Below are 21846 nucleotides of genomic sequence, written 5' to 3' on the forward strand. Positions count from 1 at the left end.
GAACGGCCGAGATCGTCCGCGTGGACTGATGACGGCGGGGAAAGGGGGCATCATGTCTCAGGCGTGAGTTACGCAACAACGCCCCCGGCATGGCCCTTCGCGCTTTGAAACTCGACGGATATCGGCAGACTCCACTGGATCGGGACGAAATTCTCCCGCGGCTGATTACAACCAACATCAATGATGGCTTACAGGCACGGGATGGCGGCGCGTTCACCTTGCAGGGACATCGACTGAACTGGACCCCGCCTGCTCCAGCCTCGGATCGCGCCTTGTCACTGCAGCTATACGATCGAGACGGCGTCGAGTTAGGTGACCCAATTCAGATCGACGCATCGTCTCGGTTTGAATGGGACCTTCCCAATCCAGTCCTGCGCCCTCGAACGGCAAGGATTCAGTTTGAGGGCGGGCTTTCAGTACCGACCATCATTGTCGATCTTGACGCGCTTCTGATCCGAACCTTGCCTCCGCACCGGGGCAAGAAGCGTAAGATCGCAGATTTCCTTTCGGAGACGACCTACGAGGCCCTGTTCCTGCTCCAGGCCATCAACGAGTTGGAAATGCTTGATATTGGAGAACAACCGGTCTCTGCGGAGCATGTCGGCAGAGCAGTGGTCGAAGCCAGTGGAAGCGATGAGCAACCCGAACTCCGGGTGCTGTCCTATGAAGCTTTTGTCCGGGCTCGTAGCCGAGCAAAGGCCGAGGACAGCCGCAATGCCTTCGTTTTGGCAAAGCGCCAGGATGGGGCCGCCGATCTTGTCAGCATGTGCCTGAACAGACTAATCGGCCTCATGGCGAGTGATTTGTCGAGCGAGGATGAGGATGATCTTCGGCGACAGTCAGAAATTGACCTCCGAAATACCGAGCCTTCATCCGAAGGCGACGACGAACCGGAAACTGCTCAGCTTGCAAAGGCCGCCGAAGAAAAAGCAGCGAGACAGCGCGTGAAAGCGACAGCAAAGAAGATCGAGGAAGCTGTAAAAGCCTTTGAGGCGCGTAGCAAAGACTTGGCCGGACAACGCATCACCACCACAGAGCTTGTGCGGTTAAGAACCTTGCTGCAAATCATACTGGCATATGCTCAGCCTGCAGGAGGTAACGACAGCGATCTTCACGTCTTGCCAATCAGTGGAAAAAACGGCGACTGGCCGCGTTTGGTTGGGCGTCTGCTCAACCAGCACTTCAAGGCGATGCGTGCTCTTCATTCCCTCGACGTCGAAGCGGACGAAAGCGAACACCATCGCGTATTAGAATATCTAGCCTTCACGAGGTATGCGGCGCTGATTGCCATTGCTGGCGCTCGATCAACTGGCCCGGGCAATCCCATCTTGAAGCCACTCGATCAGCTGGCGAAAGACGTTGAGACCCAAGTTCGTGCAGTGATTTCGCTGCAAGAGGATGACACTCACGCGATCGGCGAAATCAATGACCGGCTGAATGAGCGCTTCACGGTTAGACTGTCGCTCGATCCCATTCCTCATCCATAGGCACCCCAAACGCCGCCCGGGTTTTCGCGGCGATCCTGAGCAATGCGCCTACCTCGTGTTCGATCTCCGTTGGCATGGATATCGTTCGGACCGCGCGTTTGGGTTTTGGCGGGGTTCGAAGTCAGGTCATTGAAAAGTAATGCTAAAAGTGGGCCGAACCGGAACGGACGAGGTTCGCCCAAACTGAGACTGAGGGCCATTCTGAGCCCAGCCTTGGTCTGGCAGCGCGTCTATGAGGTTCGGTCTGTTCACGCAAACCCCTTTGATAACCCGGAAAAATCCGTGCCCGTCAGGGCGGTGTCATTGGTTCGCAATGGGGATAATGGCGGAGGAGGTGGGATTCGAACCCACGGTACGCTTTCACGCACGACGGTTTTCAAGACCGTTGCAATCGACCACTCTGCCACTCCTCCGGCGCCGCTTGCTTAGAGGGCGGGGATCGATTCTGGAAGAGGGCGCGCGAAATGCCACCGATCTTGCGCGCCGTCTTTTCTTGGTCCCGCGCAACCGCTAGGCTGCAGGCGCCGCTTGCCCGTCAGAAGGCACGGCGCGAGGCAGCATAACGGCCGCGGGCCGGCACGTTCGCGGCACCGTCCGTGGCAAGTTTTGGGAGCAGTCATGTCTGGGGCTAATCGGATGACATTCACCGCGCGGCTCGGCGGGGCGGCGGCGCTCGCCGCGCTGCTGACCGGATGCACCACATCGCAGCAATCGGCCGACACGCAATCGGTCTCGCCCACGAGCACGCGGCTGGTCGAGCGCGACATCGAGGCGCCGGAGGTCTTCCAGGCGAGCGAGGAGGGTCTTTGGGATGGCCGCCCCTCCCTCGGCGGCGTTTGGGTCGCCTATCCCGGCATCAAGGATCCCGAGCGGGTGATCATCCGGAACGAGACGAACGGCAAGTTCGTCATCGGCGCACTCTTCCGCCGCGAGCGCGAGAATCCGGGACCGGCCGTGCAGGTCAGCTCGGACGCCGCCGACGCGCTCGGAATGCTCGCGGGTCAGCCTGTCCCGCTCAACATCACCGCGCTGCGCCGCGACGAGACCACCGATCCCGACGAGGCGCCCACTGCCGTGCTCGGCGAGCCGGAGGAGATCGCCGAGAGCGCGCTCGACATCCCGACAGGAAATGACACGGCGCAGGATACCGGCACGCAGATCGCCTCGGCCACCCTGCCCGATCCCGCGCCTGTCCCTGACCTCGCGCCTGCCCCGGCCTCCGTGACAGCGACGGACCCCGCACCGGACCGCGCCTCGACCTCGGCATTGCAGCGTCCCTTCATCCAGATCGGCATCTTCAGCGTCGAGCAGAACGCGCTCAATACCGTGCGCAAGATGCAGGCCGCCGGCATCGACAGCGGCTCCGTCCGTCAGCAGAGCCTCAACGGCAAGGGCTACTGGCGCGTGGTCGTCGGCCCCTCAAGCAGCGAGGAGATGCGCAGCCGTCTTCTCGGCAAAGTGAAGTCCCTGGGCTTTACCGACGCATATGCGGTGTCAGACTAGAGCCTCGCCCCCGAAAGGAACATCATCCATGTCCGTGATCACAACCTTCAAGCGCTTGGCCCTCACGGCGGTTGCCGTGCTGACCGTCGCCCTGCCCGCCCATGCCGCCTTCGAGACCCGCGCCAGCGCCGCCTATGTCTACGACATGACCACCGACATGGTGCTGATCTCCAAGAATGCCGAGACGCCGCTGCCGCCCGCATCGATGTCGAAGCTGATGACGCTGAACATGCTTTTCGAGGCGCTGCGCGACGGGCGCGTGACCATGCAGACCGAGTTCGGGGTTTCGTCCCGCGCGATGGCGATGGGCGGCTCCACGATGTTCCTTACCGAGCGCGACCGGCCGACGGTCGAGGAGCTGATCCAGGGGATCATCGTGCAATCGGGCAACGACGCCTGCGTGGTGGTGGCCGAGGGGCTTGCGGGAAGCGAGGATGCGTTCGCCAAGCTGATGACCCAGCGGGCGCGCGATCTGGGCATGAACGATTCGCATTTCGCCAATGCCAGTGGCTGGCCCGATCCCGATCATCGCATGTCGATGCAGGATCTCGGCATTCTTGCCGCACGGCTGATCCGCGAATTCCCCGAATATTACGGGTATTTTTCGCAAAAGGAGTTTGAATTCGACGGCCGCGCGCCGCAGAACCGGCGCAACCGCAACCCCCTTCTGGGGCTTGGGATCGGCGCGGATGGGCTGAAGACCGGCCATACGTCCGAAGCGGGCTACGGGCTTGTCGGGTCCGCCGCGCAAGGAGACCGGCGCATCGTCTTCGTGATCACCGGCCTGCAATCGGAGAAGGCCCGCGCAGAGGAGGCCGAGCGCGTCGTGAACTGGGCGTTCCGTCAATTCGTCGAGAAGACGGTCCTGCGCAAGGGTCAGCAGGTCGCGACCGCGAAGGTCTGGATGGGCAATGCAGGCTCCGTCGGGCTCGTCGCGCAGGAGGATGTCTCCTTGCTGGTTCCCGCCCTGCAGCAGGACGCGCTCACCGCGCGGGCGGTGCATACCGGACCGCTCGACGCTCCGATCGCCAAGGGCGCGAAGATGGGCGAGCTTCTGATCAGTCTAGACGGGCTTCCCGACCGCCGTGTGCCGCTCGTGGCCGATCGCGACGTGGCGCGCGGCGGGTTCGTCCCGCGGATCAAGACCACGGCCTTCCGTCTCTTCGACGATTACGCGCTGAGCGCGCTGCGCGGCGATGACGACGCTCCGCAGCCGGAGGCCGAGAGTGCCGGCGCACCCGAAACCGAGACCGAGGGAGCCGCCGCGCAGTGACCGCCCCGGGCCGGTTCATCAGCTTCGAGGGAATCGACGGCTCGGGCAAGTCCTCGCAGGCCAGGCGGCTCGCCGCCCGCCTCAGCGGTGAGGGGCGCCAGGTCGTCCTGACCCGCGAGCCCGGCGGCAGTCCCGGCGCCGAGGAGATCCGCCGGCTCGTCCTGGAAGGCGAGGCTGCCCGCTGGTCCCCCGAAACGGAGCTTCTGCTCTTCACCGCCGCGCGGCGCGACCATCTCGAGCGTGTCATCACGCCGGCACTCGGCGCGGGCAAGATCGTGATCAGCGATCGCTTTGCCGACAGCACCCGCATCTATCAAGGGGCGACGCGCGGCGATCTGCGCGCCACGGTCGACGCGCTGCACAGCCTGATGATCGGGCTGGAGCCCGATGTGACTTTCCTGATCGACATGAATCCCGAAACCGGGCTGGCCAGGGCCGCGGCGCGCGGCGACGGCGAGCAACGCTTCGAATCCTTCGGGCTGGAGATGCAAAAGCGGATGCGCCGCGCCTTTCTCGATCTCGCCAGGGACGCGGGGGGACGCATCGTGGTGATCGACGGGAATGGCAGTATCGAGGATGTCGCCTCCCGGATCGACGCCGCGTTTGCCGCGCATGCGGGGCCGGCGGCATGAGCGATCCTGTCACCGAAGCGGACCAGGTCGAAGGCACGCCCCATCCGCGCGAGACACGGACGCTTTTCGGGCAGGACGCGGCGGAGCGGGACTTTCTCTCCGCATGGCGGGGGGGCAAGCTTCACCATGCCTGGCTGATCACCGGGCCGCGCGGCGTGGGCAAGGCCACGCTGGCCTGGCGGATCGCCCGCTTCCTCCTGAGCCGAGATGCCGGGGAAGCGCGCGCCGAGGAAACACTCGACGTGGCATGGGATCATCCCGCCGCCCGACGCCTGCGCGCCCTGTCCGAGCCGGGGCTCTTCCTCCTGAGGCGGCCGCGTGACGAGAAGACCGGCAAGCTTCGGCAGGTGATCACGATCGAGGAGGCGCGCGAGCTGCGCCGTTACCTCACGCTCTCGCGGACCGATGGCGGGCGCCGTGTCGTGCTCATCGACGCGGCCGACGATCTCAACACCGCAAGCTCGAACGCGATCCTCAAGCTGCTGGAGGAGCCGCCCGCCCGCACCACCCTGCTGCTGGTCTGCCATGCGCCGGCCCGCCTGCTGCCGACGATCCGCTCGCGCTGCCGCACGCTGCGTTGCCTACCCTTGGGCGGCGGCGACATGGCGGCCGCGCTGGAGGGCGCCGGCCTCTCGCCCGATGCGGCGCCGGCTGCCCTGGCCGAGCTCGCCTCGGGATCGGTGGGCATGGCCGCGCGGCTCATCGACGCCGATGGACCGGCGCTCTACGGCGCGCTTGCCGATCTGCTGCGCGGCGCCCCCGGCATGGACAGACCGCGCCTTTTGCGCTTCGCCGAAACCGCCGGCGGCCCGACCAACGCTGCCGGGTTCGACACGGTGAGCGGGCTCATCGGGCTCGCCCTGTCGCGCCTGGCACGCAACGGCGCCGGCCACCCTCCCGATGCCGAGGCCGCGCCCGGCGAGGCGGAGATGCTCTTGCGGCTTTCTCCGGACATCGCAGCCGCCCGTCGCTGGGCCAGCTTGCAGCAGGAACTCGGAGCGCGCATGGCTCATGGGCGGGCGGTCAACCTTGACCCTTCCTCGCTCATCCTCGATACGATGCTCGCAATCGACGAGACCGCAGCAGGGCTCGTTCCAGCCTGAGGCCACATGACCCGCATTACCGACAGCCATTGCCACCTCGACTTTCCCGACTTCGACGAAGAACGCGGGGCGGTGATCGCGCGCGCGGCCGAGGCGGGGGTCGCACGCATGGTCACCATCTGTACCCGGCTGCGCAACGAGCCGAGCGTGCGGGCGATCGCCGAAGCGCATGATCCGGTCTTCTATGCTGCCGGAACCCATCCGATGAGCGCCGCCGAGGAGCCGCTCGCCGAGGTGGAGGAGCTGGTGCGCATGTCCCGGCATCCCAAGTTCGTCGGCATCGGAGAGACCGGCCTCGATTACCATTACACGGCCGAGAGCGCCGATATCCAGCGCGAGAGCCTGCGCATCCATATCGAGGCCGCGCGGCGCACCGGCCTGCCGCTCATCATCCATGCTCGTGCCGCCGACGAGGACATGGCCCGCATCCTGGGCGAGGAGCATGCCGCCGGGGCCTATGACTGCGTGATGCACTGCTTCTCGAGTGGAGCCGAGCTGGCGCAGGCCGCGCTCGAGCTGGGCTTCTACCTGTCGATGTCCGGCATAACCGCCTTCCCGCGCAGCGCAGCGTTGCGCGAGATTTTCGCAGCCGCACCGATCGAGCGGATCCTCGTGGAAACCGACAGCCCCTATCTCGCGCCGCCCCCCCATCGCGGCAAGCGCAACGAGCCGGCCTATGCCGCCCATACCGCGGCCCGGGGCGCCGAGACCTTCGGGCTCGACTTCGAAAGCTTCGCGGCGAGGACGGAGGAGAATTTCGAGCGTCTCTTCGCCAAGGCCGCGGCCTGGACGGCACCCAGATGAGCGGCGAGCTGCGGTTCACGATCCTGGGCTGCGGCTCTTCGGGCGGGGTGCCGCGCCTCGGCGGCCAATGGGGCGCCTGCGATCCGTCGGAGCCGCGCAACACGAGGCGCAGATGCTCGATGCTGATCGAGCGCGAGACCGCGGAAGGCGTCACGCGGGTCCTGATCGACACCTCTCCCGACCTGCGCGCGCAGCTTCTCGATGCCGGCATCGGCACGCTTGACGGCGTCGTCTGGACCCATGCCCATGCCGATCACGTGCACGGGCTCGATGATCTGCGGATGATCGTCTTCAACATCCGCGCGCGGCTGCGGGTCTGGGCGGACGCGCCCACCCACCGCGACCTTTTCGACCGCTTCGGCTATGCCTTCGTGCAACCTGAGGGCTCGAGCTATCCGCCGATCCTCGACATGCACGAGATCGACGGGGATATCGCGGTCGATGGTGCCGGCGGGACCATCCACCTGACCCCGTTCAGGGTCAATCACGGACAGATCGACGCCCTCGGCTTCCGCATCGGCGATCTGGCCTACCTGCCGGACGTCGCCGAGATACCCGACGATGCCTGGCCGGTGCTGCACGGTCTGGATACCTGGATCGTGGACGCGCTGCGCCGGACCCCGCATCCAAGCCATGCACATCTGGCGCGGACGCTCGAATGGATCGAGCGCGCCGCCCCGCGCCGCGCCGTGCTCACCAACATGCATGTCGATCTGGATTACCGGACCATTGCCGAGGAGACGCCGGCGCATGTCACACCGGCGCATGACGGGATGATCCTGCGCTTTCCCCTTTGATGGGCGATCTCGTCGGGGTCATCCTTCCGGTCTTTCTCGTCATCGGTTTCGGCTATGGCAGCGCCAGGACAAGGTTGATCGACGCGGCCTCGATCGATGCGCTGATGCGTTTCACACAGACCTTCGCGATCCCGGTCCTGCTCTTTGCCGCGATGGCGCGGCTCGATCTCGATACGGAATTCGACCCGCGCCTTCTGGCGAGCTTCTACCTCGGGGCGGCAGCGGGGTTCGCCACCGGACTTCTCGGCGCGCGTTACATCTTCGGCCGGGATTGGGAGGACGCGGTGGCGATCGGCTTCTGCGGTCTCTTCTCCAATTCCATCCTGCTCGGACTGCCGATCTCCGAACGGGCCTTCGGCACCGAGGCGCTGCACTACAATTTCGCGATCATCTCCATCCATGCCCCCTTCTGCTACGGGCTCGGCGTGACGGCGATGGAGATCATCCGCTCGCGCGGCACGGCGCCGAGCTCACTGCCGCGCCGGGTTCTCGGGGCGATGTTCCGCAACGCCCTCGTGATCGGCCTGACGGCCGGACTGGCGCTCAACCTCAGTGGGCTCACCCTCTCGCCGGTCATCTGGGAGGGGGTCGACCTGATGGCCCGCGCGGCCCTGCCGACCGCCCTGTTCGCGCTGGGCGGGATCCTGATGCGCTATCGCCCTGAAGGGGATCTGCGGGTGATCGGCTGGATCTGCGCGACCTCCCTGCTCGTGCATCCCGCGATCGCCTTCGGCACGGGGACCCTGCTCGGCCTGTCCACCGAGGCCTTGCGCGCCACCGTCGTCACCGCCGCCATGGCACCGGGGATCAATACCTATATCTTTGCCAATCTCTACGGTCGCGCCCGCCGCGTCGCCGCGTCGGGTGTGCTGATCGGCACGGCACTGTCGATTTTCAGCGTGTCCTTCTGGCTGGCCGTCCTGCCCTGAGGCCGCAGCCAAGGAAAAGGGGCGGCAGGTTTCCCCGCCGCCCCGCGTTCCACAAGCGCCATTCGCCCGCCGGGATCAGCCCGGCGACATGCCCCGAAGCCGCTCGGAGCGCCGACGCAGAATTTCCACCGTGGTCAGAAGGCCGATCGAGATCACCACCAGAAGGGTCGCGACGGCGAGGATCGTCGGGCTGATCTGCTCACGCAGGCCGATGAACATCTGCCAGGGCAGCGTCTTTTGCCCGGCGCTGCCGACGAAAAGCACGACCACGACCTCGTCGAAGGAGGTGATGAAGGCGAAGAGCCCCCCCGAGATCACCCCCGGCATGATCAACGGCATCTGAATGCGGAAGAAGGTGCGGACCGGTCCCGCCCCCATGTTCGCCGAGGCCCGTGTCAACGACCGGTCGAAGCCGACAAGCGTCGCCGTCACGGTGATGATCACGAAGGGAATGCCGAGCGCCGCATGCGCCAAGACCACGCCGAGATAGGTGCCCTGCAGGCCGATGCGGCTGTAGAAGAAGTACATCCCGGCCGCCGAGATGATCAGCGGAACGATCATCGGCGAGATCATGATCGCCATGATCGCCCGGCGGAACGGCACGTGGCTTTGCGACAGTCCCACCGCGGCAAGCGTTCCGAGAGCGACCGACAGGAGCGTGGCCACCGGGGCGATCTTCACCGAGTTCCACAAGGCCTGCTGCCAGTTGGGATTGGTGAAGAAATCCTCGTAATGCTTGAGCGAGTACGCATCCGGATCGAAGGACAGCATTCCCGGCGTGAAGGTGAAGAAGTTCTCGGCGTTGAAGCTGAGCGGGATGATGGTGAGGATCGGCGCGATCAGGAAGAAGAAGATCAGCCCGCAGATCACGAGGTAGCTGTAATGCCAGATCTTCTGGCCGGTGGTGGCATAGGGAGGAAGTCCCATGTGTCTTTCTCCTATCCGAGGCTGACGTTGTCTATGCCGACGATGCGGTCATAGATCCAGTAGAGCACCAGCACGACGGCCAGCAGGATCGTTCCCAGCGCGGCGGCGAGGCCCCAGTTGAGCGAGCTTGAGATGTGATAGGCGATCCGGTTCGAGATGAACGTCCCGGTGGTGCCGCCCACGAGCTCCGGCGTGATGTAGTAGCCGATCGACAGGATGAAGACGAGGATGCAGCCCGCCCCGATCCCCGGAACGCTCTGCGGGAAATAGACCCGCCAGAACGCCGTCCAGTCGGTCGCGCCGAGCGATTTTGCCGCGCGGACATAGGATGGCGGGATCGTCTTCATCACCGAGTAGAGCGGCAGGATCATGAATGGCAGCAGGATATGCGTCATCGCGATGATCGTGCCGGTCTGGTTGTTGATCAACTCGAGCCGGTTGTCGTCCGCCACGAGCCCGATCCAGACGAGGATGTCGTTGATCACCCCCTGCTGTTGCAGCAGCACCTTCCATGCCGAGGTCCTCACCAGAAGCGAGGTCCAGAACGGCAGGAGCACCAAGATCATCAGAAGGTTCGAGGTGCGCATCGGCAGGTTCGAGAGCAGGAAGGCGACCGGGTATCCCAGCAAAACGCAGCTGATCATGATCGTCATCGACATGAAGAGCGTGCGCTGGAAAAGCAGGCCGTAGATCTGCTGATCCTCGGGTTGGCGTTCGATCCCGTCGGGCGTCAGCTGGTAATCCGCCGAGGCGAGGAAATAGCCGGAGGTATAGCGCGAGGAGAAGGCCTCGATCGTGCCCCAGGTGTTGTTGCTTCCCCAATCCTTGTCGATGTCGATGAAGATCTCGGACATCGTCGTGGTCTCGAAGCCCGGCACCGCCTCGGCCGCCGCCGCAAGGCGCGCGGCATTCTCGCCGTCGAAGGCGATGGCGGCTTCGGGATTCTCGGACAGGTCGCGGTAAAGGGCCTCGTAGACGATGTTCCAGGGCTCTTCGTCGGCCACGCTCTCCTCGTCCTCGGTCCGGATCACATCCGCGAAGGCGCCATACATGTCGGCGGTTCGCGGAAGAACCTCGGCGACGCCGTCGCGCATCTCGAACGCGGCCGGGATCTCGCCCTCGCCTGCGCTCCAGCCGGGTGCCGCCATCAGGGCGATCCACGTGGCCGGTTCCTCCCAGGCCGGATCGAGTGCGATGAACTGGTCGGCATAGACCTCGCCGATGTCATCGACCCTGCGGCCCGACTTGCGAAAGAGCGAGGAAACACCGGTCGTCTCGTAGTTGAGACGGCTTCCAAGGCGGGTGTGGTTCTTCAACTCGGCCGCGATCATCAGGTCATAGGCCAGCGCTTCGAAGGCCGGCTCGCCGGGAACGCCCTGCCCGTCCCAGTCCTCGAGAACCTTGATCGTCCGTGGCAACGTCTCTTCGACGATCTCGTTCTCGACGGATCGGAAGAGCATGTCGGCGATCGGAGCGATGAACGTGACGAGGATGAAGACGAGAAGCGGCGCGATCAGGGCAAGTGCCCTGAGTTTCTGACGCCGCAACGCGCGGTTCAGCGATTGTTTGAGCGGCGTGCCGTCCGCGGCGAGAACGGGGCCCGCATGCGCGGCGTCACCGCCCGCGGCCTCCTTTTCGGCGATGTCGGCCTGCCTGATTGCATTGTCGGGGGTCGGGCCGGTGATGGCATCTGGGCCTGTATTGCTCATCAGACGCCCTCCACCAGGATGATATCGCTTTCGGCATTCTTCAGGCGGATCTTTAAGACCTCTTGGTACGCCTCGGAATAATAGGCCTTCCTGGCCGTTTCGAAATCCGGAAATTCAATGACCACGTGGCGATCCTTCATCGGCTCTTCGGGCGCTTCGGAGCGTCCGCCGCGAACGAGAAATCGTCCGCCGAAGCCTTCCAGGATCGGCGTGTCGCGTTCGACATAAGCCTTGTAGGCGTCAGGATCGGTGACCGTGATATGGCCGATGAGATAGCCCTTGGGCATGATCGATACTCCCTTGACGCATGCGGGTCTGACAAAAGACTGCCGGGCGCGGCGTGCGCCCGGCAGGAAAGATCGGTCATCCGGCCGCCGATCGGGGCGACCGGAGGACACGGCAATGCTTATTGCGCCAGCCAGGTCTGGAACTTGGAGTCCAGATCGTCGCGGTAATCGGCCCACCACTCATAGTTGTAGAGGAAGGTGTTGGTCGCGTTTGCCGGATCGGTCGGCATGTGCGGCGCCATGTCGATACCAAGCTCGGCATGCTTGCCGACCAGGGGAGCGGAGGATTGGCGCGCGGGACCGTAGGAGATGTACTTGGCCTGGTCCGCGAGCTTCTGCGTGTTGGTGGATTCCTTGATGAAATCCAGTGCACGCGCCTTGCGCTCGTCGGAGAGCCCCTCGGGGATGATCCAGCCGTCGAGATCGAAGACCTGCGCGTCCCACATCATGGCGACGGGCTGATCCTGCTCTTCGATCAGGCTGAAGAGGCGACCGTTATAGGCCGAACCCATGACCACTTCGCCATCGGCGAGCAGCTGCGGGGTGTCGGCACCGGCGGACCACCAGATGACATCGTCCTTGATCGTGGCGAGCTTTTCGAAGGCGCGATCCTGCCCCTCTTCGGTCTCGAGCACGTCGTAGATGTCCTCCTTGGCGACGCCATCGCACAGGAGAGCCCATTCGAGGTTGCCGATCGGACGCTTCTCGAGGCTGCGCTTGCCCGGATAGGTCTCGGTGTCGAAGATCGCGCAGATGCTCTCTGGCTTCTTGTCCAGCATGTCGGTGCGATACCCGATGGTCGTGGAATACACGATCTGCGGAATGAAACAGTCGGACACGAGCAGGTCGCCGAAATCATCGGATGCGTCGGAGCCGTCATCGCCCTTCGCCAGCTGCTCGTCGGCGTCGATCTCCATCGCGAGGCCCTCGTCGCACAGGCGGATGGCGTCCGAAGCGACAACGTCGACCACGTCCCAGCTGATCGAGCCCGACTCGTTCATCGCCCGGAGCTTGGCCACGGCTTCCGCCGAGCTTTCGTCCCAGATGACCTCGACGCCGGGATTGGCTTCCATGTAGGGCTCGGCATAAGCCTTTCTCTGGCTTTCCTGATAGGCGCCGCCCCAGCTGACGATCGTCATGCTGTCGGCCATGTGCGCTTCGGCGAAGGCGCCGCCCGCCAGGGACGTCGCCGCGGCGGTAGATGCCAGAAGGGTCTTCAATTTCATGATAGTTCTCTCCTTGTACACGCCCGTTTTGGTATTTCCCCCTCCGCCCCCGGGCAGGATCGAAGGGTGATGCGCTGCGCCGGGTTCAAGCGTCCAGAGCGCGGCAATCCTCGGGCAACCAGCCGATCTTGACCTTCTGACCGGGGGTCAGGCGGACCTGGTCGGCGCGGTTGCGGGTCTTGACGATGAAATCATCGCGCCCGGCCACCCGCAGGCGGGTGCGGAACACGTCGCCCATGTAGATGAACTCGAGCACCTCGGCGTTGAGGGTATGCGCCGTCGGACCCAGATCGGGATTGATCTCGACCCGCTCGGGCCGGATCGACACCAGGGTCCGGTCGCCGACATTGGAGACGTTGACCGGAACGGCGTCGATCTCCTCGCCGCTTTCAAGCTCGACCACGCAGGTCGTGCCCGTCAGCTCCTTGATCCGTCCGTCGAGCGTGTTGTTCTCGCCGATGAACTGCGCCACGAAGCTGTTCTGGGGGCGCTCGTAAAGCTCGTCCGGCGCCGCGAGCTGCTGGATGCGCCCGTCGTCGAAAACCGCCACGCGGTCGGACATGGTGAGCGCCTCGGTCTGGTCATGCGTCACGTAGACGACGGTGATCCCGAGATCGTGGGCAAGCTTGGTGATCTCGAACTGCAACGTCTCACGCAGCTGCTTGTCGAGCGCGCCGAGCGGCTCGTCCATCAGCACCAGCTCGGGCTCGAAGACGAGCGCGCGGGCCAGCGCGATCCGCTGCTGCTGCCCGCCCGAAAGCTGTGCGGGACGGCGGCCGCCGAAATCGCCCATCTGCACCATGTCGAGGGCGCGCGCGATCTTCTTCTCCCGCTCGGACTTGCCGATCTTGCGGACCTCGAGCGGAAAGGCGAGGTTCTCCGCCACCGTCATGTGCGGGAACAGCGCATAGTTCTGGAAAACCATGCCGATGCCGCGCTTGTGAGGCGGGATGTTGTTGATTTCCTTGCCGTCGAGACGGATCTCGCCATGCGTCGCCGTCTCAAAGCCGGCAAGCATCATCAGGCAGGTCGTCTTGCCCGAGCCGGAGGGTCCGAGCATGGTCAGGAACTCGCCCTTCCCGATCGACAGGTTGAGATCTTTGACGACGAGTGTCTCGCCGTCGTAGCTCTTTTGCACACGCTCGAATTCGACGAACGCTTTCGCGGTATTGGTGGATGCCACCTAATTCCCCCTGATCTGGTCGTGTTCGGTCACGATCTCTCGGGTATGGACTAAACCCAAGGCGCGATCGCATTGCAAGGTTTTGGGCCGTTTTTTGACGTTTTCCCTCCCAAGTCAGGAAACTTCCCTGCGTCGCATGGCGCATTCGGGGATTCGTCCCGCAGGCTGCGCGCTCCAGACGTCATCGACCACGTCGTCCGTCAGGCCGCATCGAGATCGATCCACCCGTGCCAGTGCAGCCCGTCCGGATCGTATGTCACCTCGATCCGGCTCGCTCCCGCCAGATTGCGCCCCTTGATCAGCGCGCTGCCCAGCCCCTTGCGCACGGGCGCATGGACCGGGGGCCCGCCGCGCTCGCGCCAGTCGATCTCGACGTTGCGCCCACCCTGCGCGCCCTGCCTGACCTGCCACTTGACCTCGACACGGCCATTGGAGGTGGAGAGAGCGCCGTATTTGGCGGCATTGGTCGCAAGCTCATGCACGATGATCGCGATCTCGAAGGACAGGGCCGCAGGAAGCTCCGTCGGCGGCCCGTCGATGCTCAGCTGACCCTCATGCGCCGAATAGGTCTCCACGTTGATCCTGACGAGATCGGCGAGATCCATACGCTGCGTCCTGTCACGCGACAGGGCGGAATGGGTGCTCGCGAAGCTCGCCAGCCGCGCCTCGAAACTGTCGACGAAACTGTTCAGATCGCGCGCACGCCGCGCCGATAGCTTGAATATCGCCTGCAACACGGCCAGCATGTTGCGCATCCTGTGCTGCAATTCGTCGAAGAGAAACCTTTGATTCCGTTCGGCCTCACGCAGTTTTTCGAGCAGGGCGGCCATCTCGAACTGCCGCCGTCGCGCCGCGCATAACGAAGCGCACAGGCGCCGCAGCACGTCCGGACGGACCGGCCGCTCCAGCACCACGTAATGATGCTCGTGGCCGCCATATCCCCCCGCCCCGCAGGCGGGTGGCGAAGCGCGGTTCGCAGAAACCAGGAAAAGCACAGGCATCCTGGACCAGGCGGGCTCATGCGCGAGGATCTCGTCGAGAAGGTCGCGCATCTCCTTGCTCGCCGCTTCCTGCGAGATGATCAGCATCCCCGCCGCGGGATGATCCAGATCGCCCACCCGTTCGCGGACCTGGACGATATCCTCGCAGATCACCGTGGGCTGCGGGAAATCCGCACCCAGTGAGGTCGCGATCTGCAGCGCATCCTGGCGCAGCGGCGCGCAGATCAGGACCGCTGGATGATCGCTCGCCGCCATTTCACCGATCGCCGCCCGGAACGTGTCCCGAAGGGCGAGCGCCGAGCGACTGCCCGGGAGTGCTTTCGGAGTATCCTTCCTGCGCGATGAACGCCTCCTCGTCCGATCCATCGAAGGGACGCACCTCGACGCGGTGGGGCATGATCACCAACTCGCTGATGCCGCGCTCGTGGGCGCTGTGCCGCTTCTTCACCACCGCGACCGAACGGCGGATGCTCGGGCCAACCGCGTAGTGACGCAATAGGATGATCGAATCGGCGAGATAACCCGCCTCGATCGTCGTGTGGGGCGGCTCACCGAGCAGCCCGGATTGCGCGAGGGTGATGATGACGAGGCAGCGGCGCCGTGCGAGATATTGCAACAGCGTGTGCAGGTGGGTGAGGACGTTGTCGTGATCCGGAAGCGCGTTGAGATAGCCGGAAAGGCTGTCGATCACGACGACCTTCGCCCCGCCATCAACCGCCGCGATCACGTGGCGCGAGAACTCACCCGGAGAGCTTTCGGCAGGATCGAAATGGTTCAACGTCAGGTTGCCCGACGCCTCGAGCGGCTCGAGGCCCAAGCCCAGCGCCTGGGAGCGCATCCTGAACACCTCAGGGCGTTCCTCGAAGAGGAACAGGGCCGCATTGACGCCGCTCCCTGCCGCGCCCACGGCGAAGATCGTGGCCATCGTGGATTTGCCGCAGCCCGCCTGCCCCGCGATCAGCGCGGTCGTCCCGAGCTCCAGTCCGCCGCCAAGCATCTTCTCGAGATGCGGATCGCTCGGGGAGAGCGGCTCGAACCTCTGTGCGTCGGCGGGCCGCTCGGTCGGCACGAGACGCGGATAGACGTTCAGACCGCCATGCTCGATGCGGAAATCGTGATAGCCTTCGAGAAAGACCATCCCGCGCATCTTCGGGATCATAAGGCGGCGACGGATCGTTCCGATATTCGGGATCCTCGCTTCCAGCTTGATGATGCCATGAACAATGCCGCGCTCGTGGCGATCTTCCATCTCGCCGTCGAGACTGTCGAGAAGCAGGCCCGTCGCCTCCATCTCCTGAAGCCTGCGTCGCAGGATCAGAAGATGACGTCTGTAGGCAACGGTATTGGCAGAAAGCAAGCGCAGTTCGAGAAGACTGTCGAAGACGAAGAACCTTGGCCGATGCTCGACCAGGGCTTCCTCGGTCTGGGCGACGAGAATGTCGAGCAGCGCATCATCTGTCTGCACCGATACCGCCCCGCTCCAGACATCGAGATCGGGACAAACAATCTCGACATTCGCCAAGTCAATCCCATGGGAATCGGCGATGAGGTCAATTTCCTTCCGGGTCTGCGCCACGCTTATGAAAAGCCCGCGTGCCCCGTCCCGACAGGATTTCGAGAGGAATTGCAACGCCATGGTCGTCTTGCCCGTGCCGGGTGCCCCTTCGAGCAGGATCGCGTGACCCTCCGGATAGCCACCCCCCAAAACCGTATCGAGCCCGGAAATGCCCGTCGAGATTCTCGTCAACTCCGCACGCACGGCAACATCCTTCCACCAATCAATCTTGCCGGGAACGGGCAAAGCCCTTCTATACCAATGCCTGATCAGAACTTGGTAATAACCTAACGTCCCGAGACGATCCGCCCCTCTCGGAGCCTATCCCACGCGCAAAGGTGCGATCGAATGGACACATTCGACCAGCTCGGCAGACTGGACCGGCTTCGACAGGACGGCTGCCGCGGAGAAATTCCGGCTATGGGCCGTGGCCGTGTTGCCGGTCAGGAAAGCGAAGGGAATCCCCTCGCGTTCGAGCCGCGCGGCGATGTCGAAGGATTGCTCTCCGGCGAGGTTGATGTCGAGTAGCGCCAGATCGACGAGATCGCTGTCGATCAACGCGAGGGCCTCCTTGACGCTATGGGCCGGGCCGACGATGTGATAGCCGACCTCTTCGAGCTGCTCACTGATATCCATCGCGATGAGCCACTCATCCTCGACAACCAGAACCGCTTGGTTGCATGGGGTAAAATCCGAGCTGTCCTTCATCATCAGGTACCTGCGCTGCCTGGCTACGTAATTGTGGGGAACTTGCACCCGGCCTCGACGTCCGATGCCGGCTGTTACTCTTAACTTGGTTCGATAACGTCGCGCTTTGGTCAGAAGTTCCAGCAGCCAGCAGGCTGCATGCATGAAATGCCCTATTTGCTATCATCAATATCCGCTCGGGCGTGAAAGCCGCCCCGGCCCCGACGTTCCGCCCTCCGCGCGGCGGGCTGCCGCCTTGCCGCGCAAACGCCGACGCCCTAAACACATCGGGCAATAACGGGAGGCCGCAGGTGGCAGAACGCACACTCAACGACGACCGGGAGAAATCGAAGCGCGTCTCGGCACTCGCCGCCCTGTGGCCCTTTCTCAAGCCCTATCGCGCGCTCCTTCTCGCGGCGATTGCCGCGCTCGGCCTGACCGCCTGCATCTCGCTGATCCTGCCGATCGCGGTGCGCCGGGTGGTGGACGGCTTCGAAACCTCCGCCGAGGCGCTCCTCGACAGCTACTTCGCGGCGGCCCTCGGCATCGCGGCCCTCCTCGCGGTCGGCACGGGGCTGCGCTACTACCTTGTCACCAGGCTCGGCGAGCGTGTCGTCACCGACATCCGCAAGGCCGTCTTCGACCGGGTGATCGGCATGAGCCCGAGCTTTTACGAGCGGATCATGACCGGCGAGGTGCTCAGCCGGATCACCACCGACACCACGCTGATCCTCGGGGTGATCGGCTCCTCGGTCTCGATCGCGCTGCGCAACCTGCTGATCCTTTTGGGCGGTCTCGTCCTGCTTTTCGTCACCTCGGCCAAGCTGACCGGGCTCGTCCTTCTGGTCGTCCCCGTCATCATCGTGCCCATCGTGGTGCTCGGCCGGCGGCTCAGGGTGCTCAGCCGCGAGAACCAGGACTGGATCGCGAATTCGTCGGGGAGCGCCTCGGAGGCGCTGAGCTCCGTGCAGACCGTGCAAGCCTATACCCAGGAGGCGCGCACCCGTGCCGCTTTTGCCGAGGTCACCGAACGCAGCTTCGACGCCGCGCGCCGGCGGATCGGCACCCGCGCGGTGATGACGGTGATCGTCATCTTGCTGATCTTCAGCAGCGTCGTGGGCGTTCTGTGGGTCGGAGCGCGCGACGTGCGCGCGGATGTGCTGAGCGTGGGCGAGCTGGTGCAGTTCGTCATCTACGCGGTGATGGTCGCGGGCGCCGTCGGGGCGCTCTCGGAGATCTGGGGCGAGCTGCAGCGCGCGGCGGGGGCGACCGAACGCCTTGCCGAACTCCTGGCCACCGCCGACAGCGTGGCCGACCCGGCAAGCCCGGTCGTCCCGGCCGGCCGCCTGCGCGGCGAGATCGCCTTTCGCGATGTCGGCTTCCATTACCCCTCGCGGCCCGATCACCCCGCGCTGCGCGGTATCGACATCGATGTCGCCGCCGGCGAGACGGTCGCCCTCGTCGGTCCGTCGGGGGCCGGAAAGACGACCATCATCCAGCTTCTCTTGCGTTTCTACGACCCCACCTCCGGCCGGATCGAACTCGACGGCATAACGCTCGACAGCATGTCGCGATCCGATTTTCGCCGGCATATCGCCCTCGTCCCGCAGGATCCGGTGATCTTCGCCGACACCGCGCGCGAGAACATCCGCTTCGGGCGTCCTGACGCGAGCGACGCGGAGGTCGAGGCCGCCGCACGCTCGGCCGCGGCGCATGAGTTCATCGCCGCCCTGCCCGACGGATACGATGCGCAGGTCGGCGAGCGCGGCGTGATGCTGTCGGGCGGCCAGAAACAGCGCATCGCCATCGCCCGCGCGATCCTGAGGGATGCGCCGGTGCTGCTTCTGGACGAGGCGACGAGCGCGCTCGACGCGCAGAGCGAGCAGCTGGTCCAGCAAGCGGTCGACAAGCTCGCCCGCGGCAGGACCACGATCGTCGTCGCCCATCGCCTTGCCACCGTGAAGCGGGCCGATCGCATCCTCGTCTTCGAAGGCGGGCGCATCGTCGCACAGGGCACGCATGACGAGTTGGTGGCCGAGGGCGGGCTTTACGCGCGCCTTGCGCGGCTGCAATTCACCGAAGGCTTGGCAGCCGAGTGATCCCGCGCCGCCCCCGCGGCACACGGGACCGCGCAGCGGTTCGCACGATGGCAAAAGGACGACACTGTCGCGCGAGCGGCGGCCCGCTGGGCGGTTGCGCAGCGTAAATCTTGCGGCAAGCTCGATATTTTCCGATCAAGACGACAAGCCTGCAGGGACAGGTTAGGGAGGAAATTACCATGACCTATGCCAATGTCGCGGATCGCGACGCGATTGAAGCCGAAATGCCGTGGGAGGCGCGGGACTTGCCGGCCACCATGTGGCAGCAGCTGGACCGGACCGCACGCGCCTTTCCGCAACGCCCCGCCGTCACCTACCAGCTCTTCTCGGACCCCAAGGCCAGCGCCGAGACGCTGAGCTGGGACGCGCTGCGCATGAAGACCGCGCAGACCGCCAACCTGCTGCGCGGGCTCGGCATCGGCGAGACGGATGTGGTCGCCTACCTCCTGCCCAATTGCAACGAGACGATCCTTGCCTATCTCGGCGGCGCCGTCGCGGGGATCGTCAACCCAATCAACCCGCTGCTGGAGCCCGAGAGCATCGCGGCGATCCTGCGCGAGACGAATGCGAAGGTCCTCGTCACGCTCAGGGCCTTCCCCAAGACGGACGTGGCGCAGAAGGCCGCCCGCGCCGTCGAGCTTGCCCCGAACGTGGAGCATGTGCTCGAGGTCGACCTGCACCGCTATCTCACGGGGGCCAAGAAGCTCATCGTGCCGTTGATCCGGCCCAAGAACCCGGTTTCGCACAAGGCGAAGGTGCAAAATTTCAACGACGCGATCGCGGCGCAGCCCAAGGAACTGGCCTTTCCCGATTCGTCCGGCGACAGGGTCGCGGCCTATTTCCATACCGGCGGGACCACGGGCATGCCGAAGGTCGCGCAGCACCGGTATTCGGGAATCATCTACAACGCGTGGCTGGGCGAGCGGCTGCTCTTCACCGAGGAGGACAACCTGATCTGTCCCCTCCCCATGTTCCATGTCTTCGCCGCGATCGTCGTGATGGGGGCCAGCCTCGCCTCCGGGGCGCATGTCGTGTTCCCCACGCCGCAGGGCTATCGCGGGGACGGTGTCTTCGACAATTTCTGGAAGCTGTGCGAGCGTCACAAGATCACCTTCATGATCACCGTTCCGACCGCCATGTCGGCCCTCATGCAAAGGCCGGTGGATGCCGACATCTCGACCCTGAAGATGGCGTTCTGCGGGTCGGCCCCGCTGCCGGTCGAGCTCTACCGGCGCTTCGAGCAGGCAGCCGGGCTGACCATTTGCGAGGGCTACGGCCTGACCGAGGCGACCTGTCTCGTCAGCATCAACCCGCCCGATGGCGAGAAGAAGATCGGCTCGATCGGCCTGCCCTTCCCCTATACCGACGTGCGCTTGCTCAAGGTTTCGGATGGTTCGGAATGCGAGACCGACGAGATCGGCGAAATTTGCGTGGCCAATCCGGGCGTTGCCGATGGCAACACCTATACCGAGGCGGACAAGAACCGGGATCTCTACCGCGGCAAGCACCTGCGGACCGGGGATCTGGGACGCAAGGATGCCGATGGCTATCTGTGGATCACCGGACGGGCCAAGGACCTGATCATTCGAGGCGGTCACAATATCGATCCCGCCGAGATCGAGGAAGTGCTCGCGGGGCATGAGGCGATCGCCTTCGCCGGCGCCATCGGTCAGCCGGACACCCATGCGGGCGAGGTACCCTGCGCCTATGTGGAGCTGGTTTCGGGTGCTTCGGTGGACAGGGCAGAGCTGCTTGACTACGCCAGATCGCGGATATCCGAGCGTGCCGCGCATCCCAAGTATCTCGAGGTTCTGGACGAGCTTCCGAAGACGGCGGTCGGCAAGATCTTCAAGCCAGACCTGCGGCGCAAAGCCATCGTGCGGGTCTTCGACGATGCCCTGTCGCAATGCGGCGCCAAGGTATCGGAAGTCACCGAGGACAAGAAACGCGGCCTCGTCGCGCGGATCGACCCGAAGGGAGCCGATGAAGCCGCGATCTCCAAGGCGCTGGGCGGGTTCAGCACACCTTGGGAAATCGCCAGCCGCTGATCACGAGCGGCCGGAAACGCCGCGATCCGTTCCAGTGGCGAGGCTGACGCAATCCTCCCTGGGTCCTGCGCGTCGTCGGCCGCATCGCCACCCTGCCGCGATGCAGTCGGGCAAGGGCTATGATGGCCGCACAATACGGGAATACAAAGGTCGAAGCGCTGGCTTCGGCCTTTTTCGTGGTTAACACCTTCCTACCTCCCCATGTGGTATAGAGCCCCGAGAAAACGCCACAAAATCCACACAAGATTAACTTTTTGGTCGGTCCAGCCGATAAAGAAGCTTGTCATATCGCTGAAAACCCGAAGTATTGATTGAAATGGCAAGTTAATTGCCAAGCGATAATGAAAGGGACAGACCATTGAATATTCGATCGAATCCAATTCCGGTCGAGGTCGATGCAGCGATTGCCGATCTCGAAAACTGGGCCAGTGAGGCCACCGGCACCGAGCGTGCGGCGCTTCTCGCTCGCCTGGCCAATCTGGCTTCTCCCGCCGATGCTTCCCCTGCCCCCACCCCGCCGTCCTCGGGGTCTGCCTATCCCGCTCTGGCGCGGGCCTACCCTGAGGATTTCTCGGCGGACGCGGTCTACCGCGCGA

General features: G+C 64.5%; 17 protein-coding genes, 1 tRNA gene and 2 pseudogenes. 11 read left to right on the forward strand and 9 right to left on the reverse strand.

Annotated elements, in window-relative coordinates:
• The first annotated feature begins 89 nt into the window (after positions 1-89).
• Positions 90-1487: a hypothetical protein gene (locus PMES_RS07685; protein WP_159965077.1), complete on the forward strand. Its 1398-nt coding sequence runs from the start codon at positions 90-92 to the stop codon at positions 1485-1487.
• Positions 1488-1810: 323 nt separating this feature from the next.
• On the opposite strand, the gene PMES_RS07690 is transcribed toward PMES_RS07685, so the two are convergent.
• Positions 1811-1900, reverse strand: a tRNA-Ser gene (locus tag PMES_RS07690).
• A 205-nt stretch (positions 1901-2105) separates the two neighbouring features.
• Between PMES_RS07690 and PMES_RS07695 the strand changes: the two genes are divergently transcribed.
• The 7 genes from PMES_RS07695 to PMES_RS07725 are packed head-to-tail and all read left to right on the forward strand — an operon-like array spanning position 2106 to position 8528.
• Positions 2106-2990 (forward strand): SPOR domain-containing protein, encoded by an 885-nt coding sequence (locus PMES_RS07695; RefSeq protein ID WP_236549736.1) that lies wholly within the window; start codon positions 2106-2108, stop codon positions 2988-2990.
• A gap of 28 nt (positions 2991-3018) precedes the next feature.
• Entirely contained in the window at positions 3019-4263 is a 1245-nt protein-coding gene (locus tag PMES_RS07700) for a D-alanyl-D-alanine carboxypeptidase family protein (RefSeq protein ID WP_159965078.1), read from the forward strand.
• Complete coding sequence (gene tmk / locus PMES_RS07705) at positions 4260-4895, forward strand: dTMP kinase (protein ID WP_159965080.1); 636 nt, start codon at positions 4260-4262, stop codon at positions 4893-4895. Before PMES_RS07700 ends, tmk begins: the two co-directional genes overlap by 4 nt.
• Complete coding sequence (locus PMES_RS07710; protein ID WP_159965082.1) at positions 4892-5998, forward strand: DNA polymerase III subunit delta'; 1107 nt, start codon at positions 4892-4894, stop codon at positions 5996-5998. Before tmk ends, PMES_RS07710 begins: the two co-directional genes overlap by 4 nt.
• A gap of 6 nt (positions 5999-6004) precedes the next feature.
• Complete coding sequence (locus PMES_RS07715) at positions 6005-6802, forward strand: TatD family hydrolase (protein WP_159965084.1); 798 nt, start codon at positions 6005-6007, stop codon at positions 6800-6802.
• Positions 6799-7599: an MBL fold metallo-hydrolase gene (locus PMES_RS07720; protein ID WP_159965085.1), complete on the forward strand. Its 801-nt coding sequence runs from the start codon at positions 6799-6801 to the stop codon at positions 7597-7599. The genes PMES_RS07715 and PMES_RS07720 overlap by 4 nt, the downstream gene beginning before the upstream one ends.
• Positions 7599-8528: an AEC family transporter gene (locus PMES_RS07725; RefSeq protein ID WP_159965087.1), complete on the forward strand. Its 930-nt coding sequence runs from the start codon at positions 7599-7601 to the stop codon at positions 8526-8528. The genes PMES_RS07720 and PMES_RS07725 overlap by 1 nt, the downstream gene beginning before the upstream one ends.
• 75 nt (positions 8529-8603) lie before the next feature.
• Here PMES_RS07725 and PMES_RS07730 read toward each other — a convergent pair.
• The 8 genes and pseudogenes from PMES_RS07730 to PMES_RS07765 form a co-directional block, all read right to left on the reverse strand.
• A pseudogene (locus PMES_RS07730) lies at positions 8604-9455 on the reverse strand (ABC transporter permease); the annotation flags it as partial.
• 11 nt (positions 9456-9466) lie between these two features.
• Positions 9467-11164 carry an ABC transporter permease gene (locus tag PMES_RS07735; RefSeq protein WP_159965091.1) on the reverse strand — a complete coding sequence of 566 codons (1698 nt, stop codon included), beginning with the start codon at positions 11162-11164 and terminating at the stop codon, positions 9467-9469.
• Entirely contained in the window at positions 11164-11451 is a 288-nt protein-coding gene (locus tag PMES_RS07740; RefSeq protein WP_159965093.1) for a DUF1330 domain-containing protein, read from the reverse strand. The genes PMES_RS07735 and PMES_RS07740 overlap by 1 nt, the downstream gene beginning before the upstream one ends.
• A 119-nt stretch (positions 11452-11570) precedes the next feature.
• Positions 11571-12677: an extracellular solute-binding protein gene (locus PMES_RS07745; protein WP_159965095.1), complete on the reverse strand. Its 1107-nt coding sequence runs from the start codon at positions 12675-12677 to the stop codon at positions 11571-11573.
• 85 nt (positions 12678-12762) lie between these two features.
• Entirely contained in the window at positions 12763-13860 is a 1098-nt protein-coding gene (locus PMES_RS07750; RefSeq protein ID WP_159965097.1) for an ABC transporter ATP-binding protein, read from the reverse strand.
• Positions 13861-14060: 200 nt separating this feature from the next.
• Entirely contained in the window at positions 14061-15116 is a 1056-nt protein-coding gene (locus tag PMES_RS07755; protein WP_159965099.1) for a sensor histidine kinase, read from the reverse strand.
• Between the two features lies 1 nt (position 15117).
• Positions 15118-16620 carry a DUF7125 family protein gene (locus PMES_RS07760; protein WP_159965101.1) on the reverse strand — a complete coding sequence of 501 codons (1503 nt, stop codon included), beginning with the start codon at positions 16618-16620 and terminating at the stop codon, positions 15118-15120.
• Positions 16621-16737: 117 nt separating this feature from the next.
• A complete protein-coding gene (locus PMES_RS07765) occupies positions 16738-17124 on the reverse strand; it encodes a response regulator (RefSeq protein WP_159965103.1) in 387 nt (128 codons plus the stop codon).
• Positions 17125-17414: 290 nt separating this feature from the next.
• On the opposite strand from PMES_RS07765, the gene PMES_RS07770 reads away from it, so the two are divergent.
• The 3 genes and pseudogenes from PMES_RS07770 to PMES_RS07780 form a co-directional block, all read left to right on the forward strand.
• Positions 17415-19202, forward strand: a complete 1788-nt coding sequence (locus PMES_RS07770; protein ID WP_159965105.1) for an ABC transporter transmembrane domain-containing protein — start codon at positions 17415-17417, stop codon at positions 19200-19202.
• Between the two features lie 179 nt (positions 19203-19381).
• Positions 19382-21250 carry an acyl-CoA synthetase gene (locus PMES_RS07775; protein ID WP_159965107.1) on the forward strand — a complete coding sequence of 623 codons (1869 nt, stop codon included), beginning with the start codon at positions 19382-19384 and terminating at the stop codon, positions 21248-21250.
• Positions 21251-21608: 358 nt separating this feature from the next.
• Positions 21609-21846 (forward strand): annotated as a pseudogene (locus tag PMES_RS07780) (hypothetical protein); the annotation flags it as partial.

The organism is Profundibacterium mesophilum KAUST100406-0324 (assembly GCF_009835145.1).
Classification (GTDB): domain Bacteria; phylum Pseudomonadota; class Alphaproteobacteria; order Rhodobacterales; family Rhodobacteraceae; genus Profundibacterium; species Profundibacterium mesophilum.

Excerpts from the sequence above, each read along its gene's own strand:
- PMES_RS07695 (WP_236549736.1), top strand. The coding sequence starts at position 2,106 with ATGTCTGGGGCTAATCGGATGACATTCACCGCGCGGCTCGGCGGGGCG.
- PMES_RS07685 (WP_159965077.1), top strand. The coding sequence starts at position 90 with ATGGCCCTTCGCGCTTTGAAACTCGACGGATATCGGCAGACTCCACTG.
- PMES_RS07735 (WP_159965091.1), bottom strand. The coding sequence starts at position 11,164 with ATGAGCAATACAGGCCCAGATGCCATCACCGGCCCGACCCCCGACAAT.
- PMES_RS07715 (WP_159965084.1), top strand. The coding sequence starts at position 6,005 with ATGACCCGCATTACCGACAGCCATTGCCACCTCGACTTTCCCGACTTC.
- PMES_RS07775 (WP_159965107.1), top strand. The coding sequence starts at position 19,382 with ATGACCTATGCCAATGTCGCGGATCGCGACGCGATTGAAGCCGAAATG.
- PMES_RS07740 (WP_159965093.1), bottom strand. The coding sequence starts at position 11,451 with ATGCCCAAGGGCTATCTCATCGGCCATATCACGGTCACCGATCCTGAC.
- PMES_RS07700 (WP_159965078.1), top strand. The coding sequence starts at position 3,019 with ATGTCCGTGATCACAACCTTCAAGCGCTTGGCCCTCACGGCGGTTGCC.
- PMES_RS07745 (WP_159965095.1), bottom strand. The coding sequence starts at position 12,677 with ATGAAATTGAAGACCCTTCTGGCATCTACCGCCGCGGCGACGTCCCTG.
- PMES_RS07725 (WP_159965087.1), top strand. The coding sequence starts at position 7,599 with ATGGGCGATCTCGTCGGGGTCATCCTTCCGGTCTTTCTCGTCATCGGT.
- PMES_RS07720 (WP_159965085.1), top strand. The coding sequence starts at position 6,799 with ATGAGCGGCGAGCTGCGGTTCACGATCCTGGGCTGCGGCTCTTCGGGC.
- PMES_RS07755 (WP_159965099.1), bottom strand. The coding sequence starts at position 15,116 with ATGGCGGCGAGCGATCATCCAGCGGTCCTGATCTGCGCGCCGCTGCGC.
- PMES_RS07710 (WP_159965082.1), top strand. The coding sequence starts at position 4,892 with ATGAGCGATCCTGTCACCGAAGCGGACCAGGTCGAAGGCACGCCCCAT.
- PMES_RS07765 (WP_159965103.1), bottom strand. The coding sequence starts at position 17,124 with ATGAAGGACAGCTCGGATTTTACCCCATGCAACCAAGCGGTTCTGGTT.